The sequence below is a fragment of the Spirabiliibacterium pneumoniae genome (genome assembly GCF_014884995.1).
Lineage (GTDB): Bacteria > Pseudomonadota > Gammaproteobacteria > Enterobacterales > Pasteurellaceae > Spirabiliibacterium > Spirabiliibacterium pneumoniae.
The window spans coordinates 38397-59785 of sequence record NZ_JABMII010000010.1 but is presented as its reverse complement, the minus strand read 5'-3'; the positions used below and the strand labels follow the sequence as shown (position 1 = coordinate 59785).

The window sequence follows — 21389 nt, the reverse complement described above, 5'->3', positions numbered from 1 at the left end:
ACCGTGGAAAAAAGTAAAACGCCTCCATTACTGCTGGTGGAAGACCTCAACAAAGCCTATCGAGACAATAGCACCTTTTGGCGCACAGGGTATTTTTCAGCCGTCACCGATATTTCATTTATCTTAGAAAAAAGCCAAACACTGGCTATTGTGGGTGAAAGTGGCTCGGGCAAATCCACTTTAGCGAAGATGATAGGTGGCGTGGTGGCGCCTGATTCGGGCAGCATTTACTTTAAAGGGCGGGAGCTATTATTTGGTGATTACCAAACACGCTGTCGTCACATTCGCATGGTATCGCAAGATCCTGACACCACGCTGATACCGCACTTAAATATCGGCCAAGTGCTAGAAACGCCACTGCGACTGACCACCAATTGGGATGAAGAACAACGCAACCGCAAAATTTATCAAACCCTCTCATTGGTGGGGCTGTATCCTGACCATACACTGGCACCCATTCACACCCTTTCGCAAAGCCAAAAGCAACGGGTCGCGCTGGCGCGGGCGGTGATTTTGGAGCCTGAAATCCTCATTCTCGATAGCGCATTGGCCTCAATGGACACCTCGGTTAAAACTCAGCTGGTCAATTTGTTGCTGGAATTACAACAAAAACTCGGCATTTCCTATATTTACCTTGGGCAACATATAGGCATCATCAAACACATTGCCGATACAATGTTGGTGATGCAAGCAGGTCAAATGGTGGAATATGGCGCCACACGGGACGTGCTACGCGAACCCGCCACACCTGTGACACGGCGATTGATTGAAAGCCACTTCGGGCATGGATTAGACGACAGCGCGTGGAATGCGCCTTTTGATCACTAAGCGCAATGAAGAGAAAAGTGCGGTCTATCGCTGACCGCACTTTTTCGTTTATCGGGTGGAAAGTTGGAAAATCATGCACTCTGCTTGACAGCTAAACTCAAAGGTTGCTTTTAGCTGTGCGCCACCGTCAACATCGGTGATTTCGCTGCTGATTTTAGCGGGTTCACTTTCGGCATCGTGTGCTTTTTGGGTCAAATATGCCAAGGCTTCTTCTGCTTGCGCTTTTTCGGCATACACTTGCTCAAAATGCACTGAACAGTCTTCGTTGTCGATGATCGTACCCACATCCACGCAACAACACACTTTACTCTCTTCGGCTTTACATCCTTTCTTGCTCATGGTCTTTCCTTTCATCAGTTAAATAAAATTGTGTTCTATTTTAACACACTTCAAGCCAAAATCTGCCAATTTTGTTATTTAAATAGGAGACTTTTATTAGTAAACTGGAGTTAATATCACATTTATAAACAAAAATCAGTAAAAAGGCTTGCCCTTAACTGATCGCTTGTTTACAATCAACCGCACTTTTACTTCAAATCGGCGACATTGTCGTCCAACTTAACGCATTTAGGACAAATTATGCTTAAATTAACTAAATTGACCCAAGCTATATTAGGCGCCACGTTGACGGTTTCCACCTCCAGTGCATTAGCAGCTGCTTTCCAGCTCAGTGAAATCTCCACCTCTGGTCTGGGTCGCGCCTATGCAGGTGATGCTGCGGTGGCAGATAATGCCTCTGCACTGGCCACCAACCCTGCGCTAATGACCCAATTCCAACGCCCTGAATTCTCCCTCGGTGGCATTTATGTACGCCCTGATGTGAACCTGACAGGTCAAGTGGATCAAATCAAAGACCCACGCAATGGTCAGGTTATTCCGCAGAAATTACCAAAAGGCTATAAAGGACTACCTGCCGATTATACCCTTTACAACAACAATGCCGATCACAGCGATATTGCCAAAAGTGCGGTTATTCCAAATCTTTACTATGTACATCCCGTCAATCCTAATGTAATGTTCGGGGGCGGTATTAATGTTAACTATGGGCTGGCAACTGAATTTGATGATCAATACTCCGCTGGTTTTTTTGCAGGAAAAACTGACCTAACTGCTGTGAACTTCAATCTTAGCACAGCATTTCGTATTGATCGCCACTGGAGCTTAGGGGCAGGATTTAATGCTGTATACGCCGATGCGTTAATTGAACGCCACCTCGGTGCAATTGGTGAAGCAGCACAAAATGCAGCGAAATTGCAGCGCCAAATATCACCATTAAACAAAGGCGTGGTCGCTGCGCGCTTAAAAGGCAAAGAATGGGGATTTGGGTATAACTTAGGTGTGACCTACGAATTTAATGAAAATAACCGCTTAGGCCTTGCCTATCACTCACCAGTGGATATTGATTTTAACGGTGACTTCTCAAGCGATTTACCTGTTCCTGTTGGCACCAATGGTACGGTTATTCCAGGCCAATTAACACTAAATTTACCTGCTTATTGGGAGCTTTCAGGCTGGCATAAACTCACCGAAAAATTGGCGTTAAGTTATAGCTATAAATACACCCAATGGAGCCACTTTAAAGAGCTGTACGCTACAGGTGAAAATGGCTCACAACTATTCAAAAAACCTGAAAACTTTAAAAATGCTAGCCGTTTTGCCGTCGGCGTGAGCTATGATATTGATCCAAAACTAACGCTACGTGGCGGTTTGGCCTACGACCAAAGCCCAATGCAAGAGGGTTATTACTCCATCTCCATTCCAGATGCCGACCGCACTTGGATCGCACTGGGTGCAACCTATCGCTTTACGCCAAACTTGAGCTTAGATGCAGGCTATGCGCACTTGATTGCCAAAGACAACACGTTTGTTGAAACCGATCATCAAACAGGTTCAAAAGCAACTTTTAGTTCAAAATCCACCGCCGATCTCTTTGGCCTTGCTTTGAACTACCGTTTTTAATTACCAAAGTGCGGTGCAAATACCCAAAAACCCTACGCCATGCGTAGGGTTTTCTTTTAACAAAAGCACAGACAAAAAAGCTATCACCTGCGTGATAGCTTTTCTATTTAGTATGTTACAGCCATCGGCTTATTCTACCACTAAAGTACGACAAGTATTGGTGTTGCCTGCAGCCAGTTCGTCACCTTGAGTGAGCAGCACTAAGTCACCTGTCACCAAATAGCCTTTGTCTTTCAATAAGGCAATCGCACTTTTGGCGCCTTCTACGGTACGACTGATTTCTTCACAGAAAACGGGGGTAACGCCACGATAAAGGCTACATAGGTTGAGTGCCTCTTGATTGCGTGAAAGCGCAAAAATTGGCAAGCCGGAGCTAATACGTGACATCAAAAGTGCGGTGCGACCAGAGCTTGTCATCGCAATCAGTGCGCGCACACCGTCAAGGTGGTTCGCAGCATACATTGCCGACATTGCAACAGATTCTTCAATGCTATTAAACGTCATATCCATGCGGTGGCGAGAAACATTGATGCTCGGCATTTTTTCAGCCCCTAAGCACACTTTCGCCATCGCTGCAACGGTCTCAGATGGGTATTGCCCAGCCGCGGTTTCTGCTGAAAGCATCACAGCGTCGGTACCGTCAAGCACAGCATTAGCCACATCCATCACTTCCGCACGGGTTGGCATTGGGTTGCTGATCATCGATTCCATCATTTGTGTTGCGGTGATCACCACGCGGTTTAAACGGCGAGAGCGACGGATCAATTTTTTCTGCACCCCAACCAACTCTGGGTCACCAATTTCAACCCCCAAATCCCCACGCGCCACCATAATGACATCAGAGGCTAAAATAATGTCATCCATGGCCTCAACGGTGGCAACAGCTTCTGCACGTTCCACTTTTGCCACGATTTTGGCATTCAAACCTGCCTCTTTCGCCAATTGACGTGCATAGTGCAAATCAGCACCGTTACGCGGGAAAGACACCGCCAAATAATCCACGCCGATTTTCGCTGCGGTGATAATGTCCGCTTTGTCTTTTGGGGTTAACGCGTCAGCAGAGAGGCCACCGCCGAGTTTGTTGATGCCTTTATTGTTAGACAGCGGGCCGCCAACAGTCACTTCGGTGAAAACTTTATTGCCTTCTGTGCTGAGCACTTTCAATTGCACGCGACCGTCGTCGAGCAATAAGATATCGCCTGGCACCACGTCTTTTGGTAATTCTTTATAATCCAAACCAACCGCACTTTGATTGCCTTCACCTTTTGGCAAATCCGCATCAAGGGTAAATTTATCCCCAATATTTAAGAAAATTTTACCATCTTTAAACGTCGATACACGGATTTTTGGTCCTTGCAAATCGCCCAAAATCGCGACTTGTTTGCCTAATTTTTTTGCCACCGCACGCACTTGCTCTGCGCGTTGAATATGATCTTCAGGTGTGCCGTGGGAAAAGTTCATTCGCACTACATTCGCCCCTGCCGCAATAATCTTCTCAAGATTATTATCACGGTCAGTTGCCGGGCCCATAGTGCAAACAATTTTTGTTCTTCTTAGTCTTCTCGACATCCTTATACCCCTAAAAATGGTTAATTTGATAAATGACACCGGTGCCTAAGCACGCGAATATTTTAAAATTCTCGCCATTATACGCTGATTTTAAAATTAGATCGAGATCACAATCTGAGAAATTTATGCCTACACAACGTGCGATTGTTCCCAAAAGGACATGAATATGTGCGATCATAGTAAAAATTCTGATGCAAAACCAAGGAGGCTACTATGCGAATTTTTATCATGCGCCACGGCGAAGCGGAAATTATGGCGGCCTCAGACTCGCAGCGTAACCTTACACCTTATGGGCAAAAGCAAGCCGTTGAGCAAGGTCTGTGGCTAAGTGAGGCGGCCAATCATATCGATAAAGTGCTGGTTAGCCCCTATTATCGCGCCATGCAAACCTATGATAAGCTCGCTCATCAAACGCAAACGGCCCTGCCAAATGAAATCGAAACTTGGGATGCCCTCACCCCTTATGGTAACGCTTCACTGGTATTAGATTATTTGCACACCTTACTTGATAATGGTATAAAAAATGTACTAATTGTTTCTCATTTGCCTTTTGTGGAAGACTTGGTAACCGCACTTTGCGGCTGCCCGCAGCAAGTGGGCTTTAGCACCGCAACCATCGCCGAAATTGAGTGGGATGGCGACACAGGTGAGTTTATTTGCAGTAATCGCGTGAATATTTAATCAATACAAAGTGCGGTTTAACCGCACTTTTTTAGCATTTAACTAGTGCAAAAAAACGAAATAGAGCGCAATAGCCACAATAAAGCGATAAATTGCAAAAGGAATGAAGGTGATGTGAGTGATCAAATTGAGAAAGACTTTAATCGCCAACATCGCCACTGCAAACGCCACCACAAAGCCCACCGCAAACATCGGAATATCAGCGCTGGTGAGAAAATTGAGGCTTTTGTATAAATCTAATACGGTGGCGCCCATCATCATAGGCACGGCTAAAATAAAAGAATATTCCGCAGCCGCTTGTCTCCCTACGCCCATCAATAAACCGCCCGAAATGGTCGCCCCTGAGCGAGAAAACCCTGGTGAGAGCGCAAGGCATTGAAATAATCCAATAGCAAAAGCCTGTTTGTACGAAATTTGATCCACAGTGTGCGCTTGCACCTGTGAGCGCAGTTTTTCTGCAATAATGAGCAAAATACCGCCAGCAATCAGCGAAAAAATCACATTTTGAATGTTAAACCACGATTTGATCGTGTGGTGAAACGCCAGCCCTAACACTACAGCTGGAATCATACCCAAAATAATGTGGGTTAGGCGCAGCTGCGCGTGATCAGGTGCAGGCGGTTTGCCAAAGTGAATGCCAATCAGGCCAAACATTTTGCGCCAAAACACTACCACCACGGCCAAAATTGAGCCGAGTTGGATAATCACCTCAAAAGTTGCCGCTTTGTCACCCGTGAAATTCAAAAAATAGCCCGCAATAATCATGTGCCCTGTGGAAGAAACTGGCAAAAACTCGGTCAAGCCCTCCACAATCCCTAAAATCGCGGCAATCAATAATTCAGACATGCTCACTCCCGTTACGCATTTTCAATATTAAACGTCAGCACATTGCGAATTTCTTTCTCGCCCAGTGCAATCATCAGCAAACGATCCACCCCCAACGCCACACCAGAACACTGCGGCATGCCATTGCGCAATGCCGAGATAAAGCGTTGGTCGATTGCCCGCTCAGGCAACCCAAGGGCTATGCGCTGTTTATTATCACGCTCAAAGCGTTGGATTTGCTCTTGCGCGTCAGTCAATTCATTAAACCCATTGGCAAGCTCTAACCCTTTAAAATAAAACTCAAAGCGCTCTGCTACACGGTGATCTTCTGAGCTAATTTGCGCCAAAGCCGCTTGTGTCGTTGGGAAATGGTACACTGCCACGGGGCATTCTAGCCCAATTTTCGGCTCCACCAACATGGTGAAGAGAAATTGCAGCAGCCCATCGCGGCTTTGGTTTTCTGCGTCCATCAGCCCATGCTCTTGTGCTTTTTTCACCAAGTGCGGTTTTTCTGCTGAAAGTGGGTCAAGCCCTACGCATTCTTGGAAAATAAACTGATAGCTAACACTTTCCGCAGGCTTGCAGTCCAAAATTTGTTGCAGCAAATCATCGACTTCATTAATCAAACGGAACATATCAAAGTGCGGTCGATACCACTCCAACATGGTAAATTCAGGGTTATGGTGCGCGCCACTCTCTTCATTGCGGAACACTTTGCTGATTTGGAAAATAGGACCGCTGCCGGCGGCCAGCAAACGTTTCATATGGTACTCTGGGCTGGTGGCAAGATAGAGCATTTTATCGCCGTCGGCAAAAGGTGCGGTGTAGCGACTTTCAAACACGCTCAAATGCACATCAGTGACAGCATATTCGCTTAAAATAGGGGTTTCCACTTCCAGCAAGCCACGATCGGTGAAAAAGCTACGCAACTCCGCGAGCAATTTTGCGCGCGCAAGAATGTTTTTCATTGGCGCACTTGGCTGCCATTGTTGTTGTAAAATCATATCAACCTGCTTTATATCAAATTGTGGGCATTCTAGCGATTATTAACAAAACACTCAATTGATTTTGCGTCAACCGCACTTTACCCTTTTTCAAAAGGGCACCTAATACCATACTATTTGAGTAAGTTATTATCCCATCACGCTTTTTTGAGTTAGATCACGAAATGAAACCTTTTTGGCGCAATTTAGAAAAAAGTAATTAATTTGTTATCAAAAAGGTGGCAAAATGACCTCAATCAAATTGAGTTATCTTAACAATTATTACTTTTTGTATTTTAAATCATTACTTTTTACTCACATTTCGCGTGGAGGACATCGTGCAAACCGTTAATGTCGATATTGCAATTGTTGGTGCTGGTGGGGGTGGCTTGCGTGCTGCAATCGCAGCTGCAGAAGCTAACCCAAACCTAAAAATTGCATTAATTTCAAAAGTTTACCCTATGCGCAGCCACACTGTGGCCGCAGAAGGCGGTGCCGCAGCTGTCATTAAGTCTGAAGACAGTTATGAAAAACACTTTCACGACACCGTTGCTGGTGGTGACTGGTTGTGTGAACAAGATGTCGTAGAATATTTTGTTGAACACTCACCAATTGAAATGACCCAACTCGAACGCTGGGGCTGCCCTTGGAGCCGCCGTCAAGACGGCGAGGTGAATGTGCGCCGTTTTGGTGGAATGAAAATTGAACGTACTTGGTTTGCCGCTGACAAAACGGGCTTCCATTTGCTGCACACCTTGTTCCAAACCTCTATCCAATTCCCGCAAATTATTCGCTACGATGAGCACTTTGTGCTGGATATTTTAACTGATGACGGCCATGCTCGTGGTGTAGTTGCGATGAATATGATGGAAGGCACATTGGTGCAAATCAACGCCAATGCCGTTGTTATTGCAACGGGTGGTGGCTGCCGCGCATTCCGCTTCAACACAAACGGTGGTATCGTAACAGGCGATGGCTTGTCTATGGCATACCGTCACGGCGTACCATTGCGCGATATGGAATTTGTGCAATATCACCCAACAGGGTTACCGAATACAGGAATTTTGATGACCGAAGGTTGCCGTGGTGAAGGCGGTATTTTGGTCAATAAAGATGGCTACCGTTATCTACAAGACTACGGTCTTGGCCCTGAAACGCCAATTGGTAAACCTGAAAACAAATATATGGAATTAGGTCCGCGTGACAAAGTCTCTCAAGCGTTCTGGCAGGAATGGCGCAAAGGTAACACCCTTAAAACAGCCAAGGGTGTAGATGTAGTGCATCTTGACCTACGTCACCTCGGTGAAAAATATTTACACGAACGTTTGCCATTTATCTGTGAATTGGCGAAAGCCTACGAAGGCGTAGATCCTGCAAAAGCACCAATTCCTGTTCGCCCGGTAGTACACTACACCATGGGTGGGATTGAAGTTGATCAACAAGCTGAAACCCGTATTAAAGGCTTATTTGCTGTCGGTGAGTGTGCCTCTTCTGGTTTGCATGGCGCCAACCGTTTAGGTTCAAACTCACTTGCAGAACTTGTGGTTCTCGGTAAAGTGGCGGGTGAAAACGCCGCCAAACGTGCAGCCGAAAGCAGCCAAGCTAATAGTGCGGCTATTGATGCGCAAGCTCGCGATGTGGTCGGTCGTCTTAATGCGTTGCTTGAACAAGAAGGCAACGAAAGTTGGTCACACATTCGTGATGAAATGGGCGATGCGATGGAAGAAGGCTGTGGTATCTACCGCACCGAAGAATCTATGCAAAAAACTGTCGATAAAATTGCTGAACTCAAAGAGCGCTTTAAAAAAATTCGCATCTCTGACCGCTCAAGTGTGTTTAACACCGATATTTTATACACCATTGAGCTGGGCACGATCTTAGATGTTGCACAGTCAATTTCCTCTTCTGCTATTGCTCGTAAAGAATCGCGTGGTGCACACCAACGTTTAGACTACACTGAACGTGATGATGTCAATTACCTCAAACATACGCTTGCCTATTACAATGCAGACGGCGCACCAACCATTGAATACAGTGATGTGAAGATCACGAAATCACAACCAGCAAAACGTGTGTATGGTGCAGAAGCTGAAGCAGCAGAAGCAGCTGAGAAAGCAGCTAAGGCAAACAAGGAGTAAACTATGGGTCAAGCAAATAAAATTATGAAAGTCGAAATTCTGCGCTACAACCCAGAAGTCGATAATGAACCTTATTTGAAAGCCTATGATGTGCCTTATGATGATCAAACCTCGCTGCTTGACGCACTCGGCTACATCAAAGACAAACTGGAGCCAGAACTATCTTATCGCTGGTCTTGCCGGATGGCCATTTGTGGCTCATGTGGCATGATGGTCAATAACCGCCCGAGCTTAGCCTGTAAAACGTTTTTGCGTGATTACAGTGGCTTTATGCGCATTGAACCATTAGCAAACTTCCCAATTGAGCGGGATTTGGTGGTGGATTTAAGCCACTTTATCGAAAGTTTAGAATCCATCAAACCGTATATCATCGGCAACCAAACGCCACCAGGACAACGGGCTAAACAAACCCCAGCACAGTTGGAAAAATACCGCACTTTCTCTATGTGCATCAACTGTGGGCTTTGTTATGCTGCCTGCCCACAATTTGGGTTAAACCCTGAATTCGTCGGCCCTGCCGTGTTGACATTGGCTCATCGTTACAACCTTGATAACCGCGACCACGGAAAAGCGGAGCGGATGAAAATTATCAACGGTAAAAACGGGGTATGGACATGTACTTTCGTTGGCTTTTGCTCTGAAGTCTGTCCGAAACACGTTGACCCAGCGGCTGCGGTAAACCAAGGCAAAGTCGAGTCGTCCAAAGACTACGTTATCGCAATGCTGAAACCGCAAAAGTAAGGAGGGGCGAATGAATACTACTACAACATCAAAACGTAAAAAATACGTCCGCGAAGTGAAACCAACTTGGTGGAAACGATTGGATTTTTACAAATTCTACATGGTGCGTGAGGCCACTGCCTTGCCAACCATTTGGTTTTGCATTGTACTGCTCTACGGCTTTATTTGCTTGGGCAACGGCACCTTCACCACCAACTTTGTGGGCTTTTTGAAAAATCCATTGGTGATTATCCTCAACGTGATCACCCTCGCAGGCGTGGTGTTTAACACGGTCACTTGGTTTGGCTTAACACCAAAAGCATTAAACCTGATCTACAAGAATGAGCGCGTGCCACAAATGTGGATTCGTATGTTGATGTGGGCCATCACCCTGCTTGTGTCCCTCGTTACTCTTATTCTTGTATACATTTAAGGAGGATACGATGAATCAATCACCAAAACGTTCCAACGAGCCTGTAGTTTGGCTACTCTTTGGTACAGGCGGCACCGTCAGTGCCATCGTATTCCCTGTATTGGCTCTAATTTTGCTCTTTTTATATCCACTTGGCTTAGTCAGCCCTGAAAATATGGTGGCATTTGCCCACAGTTTTTTAGGCAAGCTAATTTTACTGGTCGTGGCAATCTTCCCAATGTGGTGTGGCATGCACCGTGTTCACCACGGCTTGCACGATTTCAAAGTACATTTGCCAGCCAGCGGCGTGATCTTCTACGGCTTGGCCGCACTTTACTCTGTGATCACCTTCTTTGCGGTCATCAACATCTAACCGCCAAATAACAAAAAACCCTTGGTATTTCCAAGGGTTTTTTATCTCTCGCATTAGCGAATCACGCTGACACTTTTCACTTGCGCATACAGGCGCATACCCACACGTAAATCCAGCTCTGCCAACGCCCACGGTGTAATCAGCGCGCTGAAGGTCAAGCCCTCGGTATGGAGTATAACCTCAATTTCATGACTATTGTGTTTATCAATCGCGCTGACTTGGCAGGCTAACACATTACGCACTGAGCTATTTTTGGCTGGCTCCAAAGAGAGCGTGACATCACTGGCAAAAACGCACACTCGCACTGGCTCACCCACTTTTTTATCCGTTTTTCGAATCCACAGTTGTTGACCAGCAAAATCCAGCCCAGTCATCGGGAATTGCTGATGGTGCAACAACACTGGCAAGCTGAAAACCGCACTTTGCTTGGTTTCGTTCTTCCACGGCAAAAAGTGCTTACTTTGCCAAATGGTTTCTAATTTATCATACGCCAACACCTTGCCGTCATCCATCAAAATCACCTGTTGCGCCAAACGTAACAACTCTTCAAGGCTGTGGCTAACATATAAAATAGGAATCTCAATCTCTTTCGTCAAGCGATCTAGGTAATCTAATAACTCTTGCTTACGAGGTAAATCCAGTGCAGCAAGTGGCTCGTCCATCAGTAACAAATCTGGCTGTGTAAACAACGCACGGCCAATCGCTACACGTTGTTTTTCCCCACCAGAGAGTGTAAGTGGATAACGATTCAGTAGCGACTCAATGCCCAGCAGTGAAACAATTTCATCAAAATTTTGCACTTGCTGTTTGTTCATGCCGTAATGCAAATTACCACGCACCGTATAGTGCGGAAAAAGTCGTGCATCTTGAAACACATACCCAACTTTGCGCCGCTCAGGCGGCAAATACACGCCACGGCGTTTATCCACCAGTGTTTTACCATTGAGCAAAATATAGCCATCATCAGGTTTGGTTAAACCGCTCACTAGGTTAATCAAAGAAGATTTTCCGCTACCCGAAAGTCCAAAAAGTGCGGTTACACCACGATTAGGCACTTGTACATCAACTTCTAATGCCATTGCGCCAAGTTGTTTTTTAACACTAATTTCCAGCATCGCGTTGTCCTAATTTGTATTTTGCCTTACGCGCGAGCCATTCTGATAAAATTAATGAAATCAAGGCGATGATAATGGCGATCACACACAAACGTGCCGCCGCACTTTCCATGCCTGGGGTTTCAATCAAAGAATACATCGCCAGTGGAATGGTTTGCGTTTCACCAATAATGTTGGAAACAAATGTGATCGTGGCACCAAATTCACCCAATGAACGGGCAAACCCGAGCACAACGCCCGCCAAAATCCCTGAAAACGACAACGGCAACGTAATCGAAAAAAAGACTCGCCATGGGCTTGCCCCGAGTGTGCGCGCGGCTTGTTCTAATTTTGGATCCACATTTTCCAATGCTAGACGGATAGAACGCACCACCAGTGGGAATGCCACCACCGCAGACGCCACCACTGCCCCACGCCAGCTAAAAGCAAAGGTCAACCCAAACCATTGATACAAATAATGCCCGATCACACCGTTGCGACCCAATCCTACCAATAATAAATAGCCAATCACCACCGGCGGTAACACTAATGGCAAGTGAATGATTCCATTGAGTAAATTCTTGCCTGGAAAATCATAACGCGCCAAAAGCCACGCGAGAAAAATCGCCAATGGCAAGCTACACAGCATGGCCAGTAACGCCACGCGCAAGCTCAGCTTGACCGCTGAAAGCTCAACTGGAGAGAGAGTGAAATACGAAATTAAAGCGTCCAAGTGCACCGCCTGTTAGATAAAAATAAAGTGCGGTCAGACCGCACTTTGATCACTATCACATGTCATTATTTAACGCTGAAACCATATTTAGTTAAGGTTTCTTTTCCTTTTTCTGAACCCAAGAAGTTCATAAAGTCTTGCGCTGTTTTGCTGTCATGATCTTTCACAATCGCAGCTGGATATTCAATTGCGTTATAAGCACTTTGTGGGAAGATGCCAACAACTTGCACTTTATCGCTTTCCGCCGCATCGGTGGCATAAACAATACCCAACGGTGATTCACCGCGTTCAACTAACGCTAACGCTGCACGCACATTGGCAGCACGAGCTAATTTGCTTTCCACTTTACCCCAAAGATCGAGGTTAGTCAGTGCAGTTTTAGCGTAGTTACCAGCTGGCACATGATCGGGATCACCAACGGCCAAGAAACGTTCACCTAAATAGCTCACCCATTCAGGTTTAGCTGGGTTAAATTTAACGTCGCCTGCCGATTTTGGCGCAATCAACACCAATGTGTTACCCGCGATGGTTTTACGTGAATCGTTTACGATTTTGTCGTTTTCTTCTAAGAAATTCATCCATTTTTGATTAGCAGACACAAAGATGTCAGCGGGTGCGCCTTCATTAATTTGGCGAGCCACAACCGATGATGAGGCAAAAGAGAACACCACATCAGTATCTTTATTGTCTTTTTTGAATTGCTCACCGATGTCTTGCAACACATTGGTCATTGACGCCGCGGCAAAAACGGTTAACTTCTCTTGCGCAAGGCCAGGCAAGGCAACAGCTAATGCACTTAACACGAGTAATGTTTTTTTGATATTTTTTAACATAGATACCTCTAATGTGAATGGAAAACGTTATATAAACCTCTATATAATGATATAAAAATAAGCCTATGGCAAGGCAGATTTTTATTTTAGAATAATAACCACGAGTATAGGGGGATATATGGCCAACAACGCAATTGAAATTGATTTAAGCATCAAACTACAGCAACAGGTTTTTGTTGACCCACGACGCATTGCGCTACTGAAAAATATTGATGCTTGCGGATCGATTTCACAAGCCGCCAAGCTGATTAATATCAGTTACAAAACTGCTTGGGATAGCCTTAATGCGATGGAAGCGGTTAGCCCAAAACCTTTATTATTGCGTAACACTGGTGGCAAAGAAGGCGGTGGTACACAACTGACGGATTACGCCAAGCGTGTACTTAAACTCTACACCTTGTTGGAGCAATCGCAACAACGTGCCTTTAGCATTTTGCAAGATGAATCCATTCCACTCACCAGCTTGTTGGCAGCAACGGCCCGCTTTGGGTTGCAAAGCAGTGCGCGCAATCAGCTTTTCGGGCAAGTGGAAAACATCGAAATCCACAACCTGAAATGCAATGTTAGCCTGAAAGTCATCGGCTTTGAACAGCCTATCGTCGCCAGCATTACACAAGCCAGCCGTCAACGCCTCAATATTCACCTTGGGCAAGAGCTGCTTATGATGTTTAAAGCACCGTGGATCACTTTGTCGCGCACACCGCGCGAGCAACTCAACACTTTTCAAGGTCAAGTGAAAAGTGTTATGACCTTGCAAGATACCCAAGAGGTACTGTTGACTATAAATCGCTTAGTTTTATGCGCCTCTTTGCTTGATAGTGAACCTTTTAACGAAGGGGAAGCGGTTTATTTCACCATCGATCCCGAAAAGATCATTTTACTAGCGCTTTAATACAACAACACTAAACCAAAACTCACCACTAGCCCTGGCGCGAATGGCAATACGCTAGGGCATGGTCGCTTACATAATACGCTTATCGCTACCACCGCCAGCGTCAACACGCTTGCCCACAGTAAAACATGCGGTAAACATACACTCGGCAAAAAACACGCCTGTGCGCACAAAAGATAGCAATCGCCCTCACCAAATACACAGCGTTGATAAATCCAACGACTCACATCAGCGATCACCAAACTAAGCAACATGGCAAACAGCACACTTTCACATAATTGTGCGGGAGTAAGGCCAAGCCCAAACCGCACTTTAAGCAATCCGATCAAAGCCAACAACACGCAATTGAGAGAAGAAAGTAAATGGTAACGCCAATCAGTGAGCGCAATATGCAACAGTAGCCACAGCATCGCCACGTTCAACCCGTAAGCCAGCAGGCTGGCACTTTTCCACCAGCACAGCACACTTGCCATCGCCCCCAAAGTTGCATACAGCCTCCTTGCACACGACGGGAAAGGTGCAAGGTGCTGCGCAGAAGGCAGCGAGAAATGCGCATCAAGCATCTCACATTCAGCCTGCAACAGGCGATTAATATGCTCAGGGAAACGCTGAAGTGCGTGCTGCAATGCCACACCTGCCAGTGCGCCAAGCAAAAGTGCGGTCAAAATCATCCCAACATGGCTCCCATATTGAAAATCGGCAGATAAAGCCCCAACATCACGCCGCCTATCATCGCGCCAATCAGCAGCATTAACATCGGTTCCAGCAATTGCGAGAGCAAATCAAGTTTGTGGTTGAGTGCGCGGCGATGCGCATCGCTCATCTGCGCAAGCATAACCCCTAGCGCATTGCTTTGTTCTGCAATGTGTAGCATGCTTTGCTCCTGCTGAGAAAACAGTGTGCTGCCTACGCTTTGCGAAAAGCGATACCCTTGTGCGAGCAGTTGCTGGCAATGCACCAACGCATGGTGCTGCACCACATTGCTTTTTTGCTTGGCTAAAATATCCACCGCCTGCACCAGTGTAAGCCCTGCGTTGAGCATCAGGCTTAAATTTTGGCTCAGCTGCAACCTTGCTTGCGCCTGCATAATGGCACCCACCACTGGCAGCTTGAGCCACAATCGAGTGAACCACGCACGCACAGTGTCATTTTTCCGTATCTGCCATTTTATTCCCACCACGCCCAGTATTAACACCCCAACTGCCATCATCCCATACGTTTGCGCTAGGCGTGAAAGATCGAGCAGCCATACAGTAAAGTGCGGTAAGGTTTGGTGATTTTGTTGATACATTTCACCAAACACTGGCACCACAAATAGCAACAGTAGCAATGCCAACACAAACGAAATCACAAACACCAAGGTTGGGTAAAATGCCATTTTTTGCAGTTTCTGACGTAAGGCCATCTGTTCACTTTTCGCGCGTGCTATGCGAGTGAGTATTTCTGGCAATGTGCCTGTCTGTTCACCGATGGAAATCAATTCCCGCTCTTGTGCACTGAAAACATGACGATGCTCTGCCAACGCCTGAGACAAATGATACCCCAGCGCGAGCTTTTGCAAAATTGTCTCCAGCCATGCAAAGAGTGCTTTGTGGCGCGTGTTGTGTTGAATCAGCTCAATGGCTTGCGAAATAGGCACCTTCGCCTGGCTCAACATCGCCAATTGTTGACAAAAGTGTAACACATCAGCCGAAGTCAGTTTGCGTGGCAAACGCCAGTTGCGCTGTAGTTTCACGTCAAACACACCTGCGTTAGCTAGACGAAGTTGCGCTTGTGCCTTGTTCGGCGCGAGAATAATCCCCTTTTGCGCAATGCCTAAGCTAGACACGCCCTGCCAGTGAAACTCAATCACCGCGCCCTCCCTAGCACTCGCACTAATTCTCGGTGATCCGTGATGCCTGACCGCACTTTCGCTTCACCACTAGCATACAGCGTGGTGTAGTCTAACTGATAATTTTCTTTGTCATCACGGGTGAGAAATTGGTAAATGCCAACCCGCCCTTGATAACCCTCATGACAATCTTGACAGCCTGAACTATGACATGAACAACGACGGCGTAATAACCGTTGGGCAATCACCAACAAAAGACTTGAGGTGATTTCATGGCGGGCAATGCCAAGCTGGCCTAAACGCTCAATGGCTGAGCGAGCATCATTGGTGTGCAGCGTGGATAACACAAGATGCCCTGTTTGTGCTGCTCGCAGCGCCATTTTCGCGCTCGCCTCATCACGAATTTCCCCCAACATAATGATGTCAGGATCTTGGCGCAAAAAGGTGCGCAGTAACTGATCAAAGGTTAGCCCGATAGCAGGGTTAATCTGCGTTTGCACAATGCCATCAAGGGTGATTTCGATAGGATCCTCTGCCGTTAAAATATGCTTTTCAGGGCTGTTAAGCGAAGCCAACGCACTGTAAAGCGTAATGCTCTTACCACTGCCAGTAGGCCCGGTGACCAAAATCAAGCCCTGTGGCTGGCTAAGCGCGTGGCTCAACATTCGCACCTGTTCATCATTCATGCCGAGCGCCGTAAAATCTAGGGCTATGGGTTCATTGTGTTGTAAACGCAACACCGCTTTTTCCCCCAAATGGGTTGGCATTACCGACAAGCGAAAATCGAGCTTATCGTTATAACGCGTGGTGAAATGAAAGGCGCCATCTTGTGGCAAGCGCGTTTCACTGATGTCCAAACTGGCAAGTAATTTCAAACGAGAAAGCACCCTAGGCGCCAGCGTAGGCGAAATGCGCTGCACAAAACGCAACACGCCATCCACTCGAAACCGCACTTTTAAGCCATGCTCGTTGGGTTCAAAATGTAAATCGGAGGCTTTTTGTTTCAACGCTTGATCAAAGATCTCTTGCAACAAGGCAATCACAGGTTCATCGTCTTCACGCTCCTCGCGGGCTTGCAGCGGCGCTCGCTGATAAAGCTGCTGGCTATAATCTTGCTCATTGCGCGGCATATCATTAAGGGCTTTCAAGGCTTCACTCAGTTCTGCTTTTGCCAATATGACAGGCTCCACTATTTTGTGACGCAAAAACGCAAACACCTCGCAGGCGTTGAGATTATCCAAACTTTCTACACCAAGGTAGAGATGGCTTTGCGTTTCTTTTAGAGGCAGTGCGAAATACCGCATCAATAACGCACGTTCCTGCTTATTTCGCGCCCATAAATCTGGTGCAATAGTAAACTCACCGTCTTGCACGCTTGAAATACGATAACTCACACGCCCCCCTTAACAATTAACCTGCGTTGCAAAAACCCGCTGGAAAGAGTGAAGTATCCTCCCCTGCGCAACGCACAGACCAAGAAATCTCCCCACTATCAGATTTGCTCGGCGTCATGGTATAACTATAGCCATTTAGCACAGCCTTACCTTCCACCGTAATCACACCCGCTGACGTGGTAATGCTTTTCGTATATTTCACTGAGTTATCGCTGCTATAATCCTTATTCTGCCCCACACCATTAGATTGTGCGTTGCATTGGCTTGCTTCCAGATTATATAAACACAGCTCCACATCACTGCGATACGGGCTTGCCGCCTGCAGCATCTCAGAAAGCGCAGCTTTTTTGGTGTAATTTTGATACGCTGGCACCGCAATGGTCGCCAACACGGCAATAATGGCAATAACAATCATCAATTCAATCAAAGTAAAGCCAGGTTTAACGCGATTTTTAACAAGTGTTTGCATAGTGTTTCCTTCTCATTGAAATCAATCGAAAGTGATTGACCCCATAACCATGACAAAGCACAATAAAGAGATCCACAACCTGTTATAGATTTCAGAACGATGATCGCAAAATTCACTCAACAACCCTGCGAAATTGACCACGGCTGGCTAAAAAATGTCCGCCGCATTCCCTCACCGCACTTTGATGAGCGCCCCAACCCAAATGACATCAGCTTGCTCGTTATTCATTACATCAGCTTGCCGCCCGATGAATTTGGAGGGCACTTTATTGATGATTTTTTCCAAGGAAAGCTCCCACGCCACGCGCACCCCTACTTTGCTGAAATTGCTGACATGCGCGTCTCCGCACACTGCCTCATCGACCGTCAAGGGTGCATCACGCAATACGTCAATTTTCACGATCGCGCATGGCACGCAGGCGTCTCCTGCTTTCAAGGACGAGAAAAATGTAACGATTATGCCATCGGCATTGAACTAGAAGGCTCCAACAACCACCCCTTCACCCCCGCACAATACAACACCCTAAGCCACCTCACCGCACTTTTACAACGCACCTACCCCAACATCACCCACGACAGAATCGTCGGCCACTGCCACATCGCCCCCGAAAGAAAAATCGACCCCGGCCAATTTTTCCACTGGCAGTATTTTCAGCAATTGCTGCTAAAAAACCAAACATGAATATAAGTAAGACTACATTTTAGACGCATGGTAAATGGATAAGAGATTGTGATTTAAACGTGTTTTAACTGCACTTTTGTGCTATAATTTTGCTAATTTTTGACGGTCCTATGTTGGGAAATTTCCATGAGTGAATTTGCAAAAGATATAACCCCTATTAACATTGAAGAAGAGATGAAGTCTTCTTACCTTGACTATGCGATGTCAGTGATTGTTGGGCGTGCATTGCCTGATGTGCGTGACGGATTGAAGCCTGTGCATCGCCGTGTTTTGTTTGCCATGGGTGTGGGTGGGAACGATTATAATAAGCCCTATCGCAAATCTGCTCGTATTGTCGGGGATGTGATTGGTAAGTATCATCCGCATGGTGACAGTGCTGTTTATGACACTTTAGTGCGTATGGCGCAGCCGTTTTCTTTGCGTTATCCACTCGTTGATGGGCAGGGAAATTTCGGTTCTGTTGATGGCGACTCTCCAGCGGCAATGCGTTATACCGAAGCAAGAATGAGTAAAATGGCGCACTCTCTGCTCGCCGATCTGGACAAAGAGACGGTGGACTTTGTACCGAACTATGATGGCTCTGAGCAGATTCCCGAGGTGTTGCCAACCCGTGTGCCGAATTTGTTAGTCAATGGTTCAAGTGGGATCGCGGTTGGTATGGCGACCAATATTCCGCCACATAATTTAGGTGAAGTGATCAGTGGCTGTTTAGCTTATATCGATGACAATCACATCACGATTGATGAATTAATGACTCATATTCCTGGCCCTGATTTCCCAACCGCAGCGATCATTAACGGGCGCAAAGGGATTGAAGACGCTTATAAAACTGGGCGTGGCAAAATTTACGTGCGCGCCAAAGCAGAAGTGGAAACCGACAGCAAAGGGCGTGAAACCATCATCGTGCACGAAATTCCCTATCAAGTAAATAAAGCACGTTTGATCGAAAAAATTGCCGACTTAGTCAAAGAGAAAAAAGTGGAAGGCATCAGCGGCTTGCGTGATGAGTCCGACAAAGACGGTATGCGCATTGTAATTGAAATCAAGCGTGATGCTGTCGGTGAAGTGGTGCTCAATAACCTCTATTCACTCACCCAATTACAAGTAACTTTTGGGATCAATATTGTTGCATTGCACCACGGCCAGCCGAAACTGCTTAACCTAAAAGAATTAATTGAAGCCTTTGTGTTACACCGCCGTGAAGTGGTCACTCGTCGCACAGTCTATGAACTGCGCAAAGCGCGTGAGCGCGCCCATATTTTAGAAGGCCTTGCGATTGCTCTCGCAAATATCGACCCTGTGATTGAGCTTATTCGCAAGGCACCAACCCCACAAGAGGCGAAAACCGCACTTTTAGCACAACCTTGGGAGCTTGGCAATGTGCGTGACATGCTAGCCGCTGCGGGTGTTAACGCAGCCCGCCCTGAAGATTTGGCTGAGCAATATGGCATTCGTGATGATCAATATTATTTGACCGAAGTGCAGGCTCAGGCCATTTTGGATTTGCGGTTGCAAAAACTCACTGGTCTTGAGCACGACAAATTATTAGACGAATATAAAGCATTGCTTGACACCATTGGTGAATTGCTGAAAATTTTAAACAGCCCAGCGCGTTTGATGGAAGTGATCCGCGAAGAGTTGGAAGAAATCAAAAATCAATTCAACGACCAACGTCGCACCGAAATCACCGCCAGCTCGGCTGACATCAATTTAGAAGATTTGATTGCGCAAGAAGATGTGGTGGTTACCCTTTCTCATGAAGGTTATGTGAAGTATCAACCTCTTTCTGACTACGAGGCCCAACGCCGTGGCGGCAAAGGCAAGTCCGCCACAAAAATGAAAGAAGAAGATTTTATCGAGCGCTTGCTAGTGGCCAACACCCACGACACCATTTTGTGCTTCTCCAGCCGTGGTCGGCTCTATTGGCTGCGGGTGTTCCAGCTGCCGCAGGCCAGCCGTGGCGCTCGTGGCCGCCCAATTGTCAACATTTTGCCACTCCAGCAAGACGAGCGCATCACCGCCATCTTGCCAGTGGGTGAATACGAAGAAAACAAATTTGTCTTTATGGCCACCGCCAGCGGTACGGTCAAGAAAACCGCGCTGACCGAGTTCAGCCGTCCGCGCGCCAGTGGCTTGATCGCCATTAACTTGCGTGACAATGACGAGCTGATCGGGGTTGACATCACCGACGGGGAAAATGAAATTATGCTCTTCTCTTCTCAAGGGCGTGTAGTGCGCTTCCACGAAGAGGCGGTGCGCGCCATGGGCCGCACTGCAACAGGTGTGCGCGGGATTAAACTGGCGTTAACCAACGACATCAGCGATGATGAGTCCGATAATGACGATGGCAGCGATGATAACACCGAGCTGGATCTGAACATCGATAAAGTCGTCTCCCTCGTGGTGCCGAAAAACGACGGCGCGATTTTGACCGCCACTGAAAACGGCTACGGCAAACGCACCGTATTATCAGAATACCCTGCAAAATCCCGCAATACTAAAGGCGTTATCTCCATCAAGGTGAGCGAGCGCAATGGCAAAGTGGTGGCCGCTGTGCAGGTGGAAGAGGCTGACCAAATTATGCTGATCACCGACGCTGGCACCCTAGTACGTACACGGGTAAGCGAAGTGAGCACTGTGGGGCGCAACACGCAAGGCGTACGGCTGATCCGCACCATTGAGGGCGAAAATGTGGTCGGGCTTGAGCGCATTTGTGACCTTGATGATGAAGACGAAAGTGCGGTCGAGCCAACACCAGCCGCTGAGGAATAACTCCCCGCACTTGATAAAATGCACCTTTGTATCCAACCACTTAATATGAGAAAAAAATAAAAGTTAGGGATTAAGTTGGAGAATGCGGGAATAAGTGGGAGAAAATACCGATAAAACGGGGCTTGAGAAAACTCAGCCCCTTTTTTGTGCCATAAAAAAATGAGAATTGAAAGTGAGAAAAATTTTGGCCGAAACGTGAAAA

21 protein-coding genes are annotated in these 21389 nt (G+C 46.7%); 10 read left to right on the top strand and 11 right to left on the bottom strand.

Features of this window, described 5'->3' with window-relative positions; genetic code table 11:
• The first annotated feature begins 3 nt into the window (after nucleotides 1-3).
• On the top strand, nucleotides 4-828 hold the full coding sequence (locus HPC38_RS07880; RefSeq protein ID WP_208120746.1) for a peptide ABC transporter ATP-binding protein: 825 nt from the start codon (nucleotides 4-6) through the stop codon (nucleotides 826-828).
• A 48-nt stretch (nucleotides 829-876) separates the two neighbouring features.
• On the opposite strand, the gene HPC38_RS07875 is transcribed toward HPC38_RS07880, so the two are convergent.
• A complete protein-coding gene (locus HPC38_RS07875) occupies nucleotides 877-1167 on the bottom strand; it encodes a YfcZ/YiiS family protein (RefSeq protein ID WP_208120745.1) in 291 nt (96 codons plus the stop codon).
• A gap of 240 nt (nucleotides 1168-1407) precedes the next feature.
• Between HPC38_RS07875 and HPC38_RS07870 the strand changes: the two genes are divergently transcribed.
• Nucleotides 1408-2787, top strand: coding sequence for a porin (locus HPC38_RS07870; RefSeq protein ID WP_208120744.1), 1380 nt, complete (start codon nucleotides 1408-1410; stop codon nucleotides 2785-2787).
• Between the two features lie 129 nt (nucleotides 2788-2916).
• On the opposite strand, the gene pyk is transcribed toward HPC38_RS07870, so the two are convergent.
• Nucleotides 2917-4356, bottom strand: a complete 1440-nt coding sequence (gene pyk, locus HPC38_RS07865; RefSeq protein ID WP_208120743.1) for a pyruvate kinase — start codon at nucleotides 4354-4356, stop codon at nucleotides 2917-2919.
• A 213-nt stretch (nucleotides 4357-4569) separates the two neighbouring features.
• On the opposite strand from pyk, the gene sixA reads away from it, so the two are divergent.
• Nucleotides 4570-5037, top strand: a complete 468-nt coding sequence (gene sixA, locus HPC38_RS07860; protein WP_208120742.1) for a phosphohistidine phosphatase SixA — start codon at nucleotides 4570-4572, stop codon at nucleotides 5035-5037.
• 42 nt (nucleotides 5038-5079) lie between these two features.
• Here sixA and bacA read toward each other — a convergent pair whose 3' ends face one another.
• Both bacA and epmA read right to left on the bottom strand, forming a co-directional pair.
• On the bottom strand, nucleotides 5080-5883 hold the full coding sequence (gene bacA, locus HPC38_RS07855) for an undecaprenyl-diphosphate phosphatase (RefSeq protein ID WP_208120741.1): 804 nt from the start codon (nucleotides 5881-5883) through the stop codon (nucleotides 5080-5082).
• Nucleotides 5884-5894: 11 nt separating this feature from the next.
• Nucleotides 5895-6866, bottom strand: coding sequence for an elongation factor P--(R)-beta-lysine ligase (gene epmA / locus HPC38_RS07850; protein WP_208120740.1), 972 nt, complete (start codon nucleotides 6864-6866; stop codon nucleotides 5895-5897).
• Nucleotides 6867-7183: 317 nt separating this feature from the next.
• Between epmA and frdA the strand changes: the two genes are divergently transcribed.
• The 4 genes from frdA to frdD are packed head-to-tail and all read left to right on the top strand — an operon-like array spanning nucleotide 7184 to nucleotide 10488.
• Nucleotides 7184-8983: a fumarate reductase (quinol) flavoprotein subunit gene (frdA, locus tag HPC38_RS07845; protein ID WP_208120739.1), complete on the top strand. Its 1800-nt coding sequence runs from the start codon at nucleotides 7184-7186 to the stop codon at nucleotides 8981-8983.
• A 3-nt stretch (nucleotides 8984-8986) separates the two neighbouring features.
• Entirely contained in the window at nucleotides 8987-9724 is a 738-nt protein-coding gene (locus HPC38_RS07840) for a succinate dehydrogenase/fumarate reductase iron-sulfur subunit (protein ID WP_208120738.1), read from the top strand.
• A gap of 10 nt (nucleotides 9725-9734) precedes the next feature.
• Complete coding sequence (gene frdC / locus HPC38_RS07835; RefSeq protein ID WP_208120737.1) at nucleotides 9735-10136, top strand: fumarate reductase subunit FrdC; 402 nt, start codon at nucleotides 9735-9737, stop codon at nucleotides 10134-10136.
• Nucleotides 10137-10146: 10 nt separating this feature from the next.
• On the top strand, nucleotides 10147-10488 hold the full coding sequence (gene frdD / locus HPC38_RS07830) for a fumarate reductase subunit FrdD (protein WP_208120736.1): 342 nt from the start codon (nucleotides 10147-10149) through the stop codon (nucleotides 10486-10488).
• Between the two features lie 53 nt (nucleotides 10489-10541).
• Here the strand turns inward: frdD and modC are convergent, their stop codons facing one another.
• From modC to modA, 3 genes are all read right to left on the bottom strand, one after another.
• Entirely contained in the window at nucleotides 10542-11603 is a 1062-nt protein-coding gene (gene modC / locus HPC38_RS07825; protein WP_208120735.1) for a molybdenum ABC transporter ATP-binding protein ModC, read from the bottom strand.
• Nucleotides 11590-12315 (bottom strand): molybdate ABC transporter permease subunit, encoded by a 726-nt coding sequence (gene modB / locus HPC38_RS07820; RefSeq protein ID WP_208120734.1) that lies wholly within the window; start codon nucleotides 12313-12315, stop codon nucleotides 11590-11592. Before modB ends, modC begins: the two co-directional genes overlap by 14 nt.
• Before the next feature lie 65 nt (nucleotides 12316-12380).
• Nucleotides 12381-13148 (bottom strand): molybdate ABC transporter substrate-binding protein, encoded by a 768-nt coding sequence (gene modA / locus HPC38_RS07815; RefSeq protein WP_208120733.1) that lies wholly within the window; start codon nucleotides 13146-13148, stop codon nucleotides 12381-12383.
• A 118-nt stretch (nucleotides 13149-13266) separates the two neighbouring features.
• Between modA and HPC38_RS07810 the strand changes: the two genes are divergently transcribed.
• Entirely contained in the window at nucleotides 13267-14040 is a 774-nt protein-coding gene (locus tag HPC38_RS07810; RefSeq protein WP_208120732.1) for a TOBE domain-containing protein, read from the top strand.
• On the opposite strand, the gene HPC38_RS07805 is transcribed toward HPC38_RS07810, so the two are convergent.
• The 4 genes from HPC38_RS07805 to HPC38_RS07790 are packed head-to-tail and all read right to left on the bottom strand — an operon-like array spanning nucleotide 14037 to nucleotide 17734.
• Nucleotides 14037-14711: a prepilin peptidase gene (locus tag HPC38_RS07805; protein ID WP_208120731.1), complete on the bottom strand. Its 675-nt coding sequence runs from the start codon at nucleotides 14709-14711 to the stop codon at nucleotides 14037-14039. The two genes, HPC38_RS07810 and HPC38_RS07805, sit on opposite strands and share 4 nt — an antisense overlap.
• Nucleotides 14708-15892: a type II secretion system F family protein gene (locus tag HPC38_RS07800; protein WP_208120730.1), complete on the bottom strand. Its 1185-nt coding sequence runs from the start codon at nucleotides 15890-15892 to the stop codon at nucleotides 14708-14710. The genes HPC38_RS07805 and HPC38_RS07800 overlap by 4 nt, the downstream gene beginning before the upstream one ends.
• The gene (locus HPC38_RS07795; protein ID WP_328805253.1) at nucleotides 15889-17265 is read right to left on the bottom strand and encodes a GspE/PulE family protein; all 1377 of its coding nucleotides are present in this window, start codon (nucleotides 17263-17265) and stop codon (nucleotides 15889-15891) included. Before HPC38_RS07795 ends, HPC38_RS07800 begins: the two co-directional genes overlap by 4 nt.
• A 16-nt stretch (nucleotides 17266-17281) precedes the next feature.
• Nucleotides 17282-17734 carry a pilin gene (locus HPC38_RS07790; protein WP_208120729.1) on the bottom strand — a complete coding sequence of 151 codons (453 nt, stop codon included), beginning with the start codon at nucleotides 17732-17734 and terminating at the stop codon, nucleotides 17282-17284.
• Nucleotides 17735-17833: 99 nt separating this feature from the next.
• Between HPC38_RS07790 and ampD the strand changes: the two genes are divergently transcribed.
• Both ampD and gyrA read left to right on the top strand, forming a co-directional pair.
• Nucleotides 17834-18415 (top strand): 1,6-anhydro-N-acetylmuramyl-L-alanine amidase AmpD, encoded by a 582-nt coding sequence (ampD, locus tag HPC38_RS07785; protein WP_208120728.1) that lies wholly within the window; start codon nucleotides 17834-17836, stop codon nucleotides 18413-18415.
• Nucleotides 18416-18541: 126 nt separating this feature from the next.
• Nucleotides 18542-21187 carry a DNA topoisomerase (ATP-hydrolyzing) subunit A gene (gene gyrA, locus HPC38_RS07780; RefSeq protein WP_208120727.1) on the top strand — a complete coding sequence of 882 codons (2646 nt, stop codon included), beginning with the start codon at nucleotides 18542-18544 and terminating at the stop codon, nucleotides 21185-21187.
• Nucleotides 21188-21389: the final 202 nt, after the last annotated feature.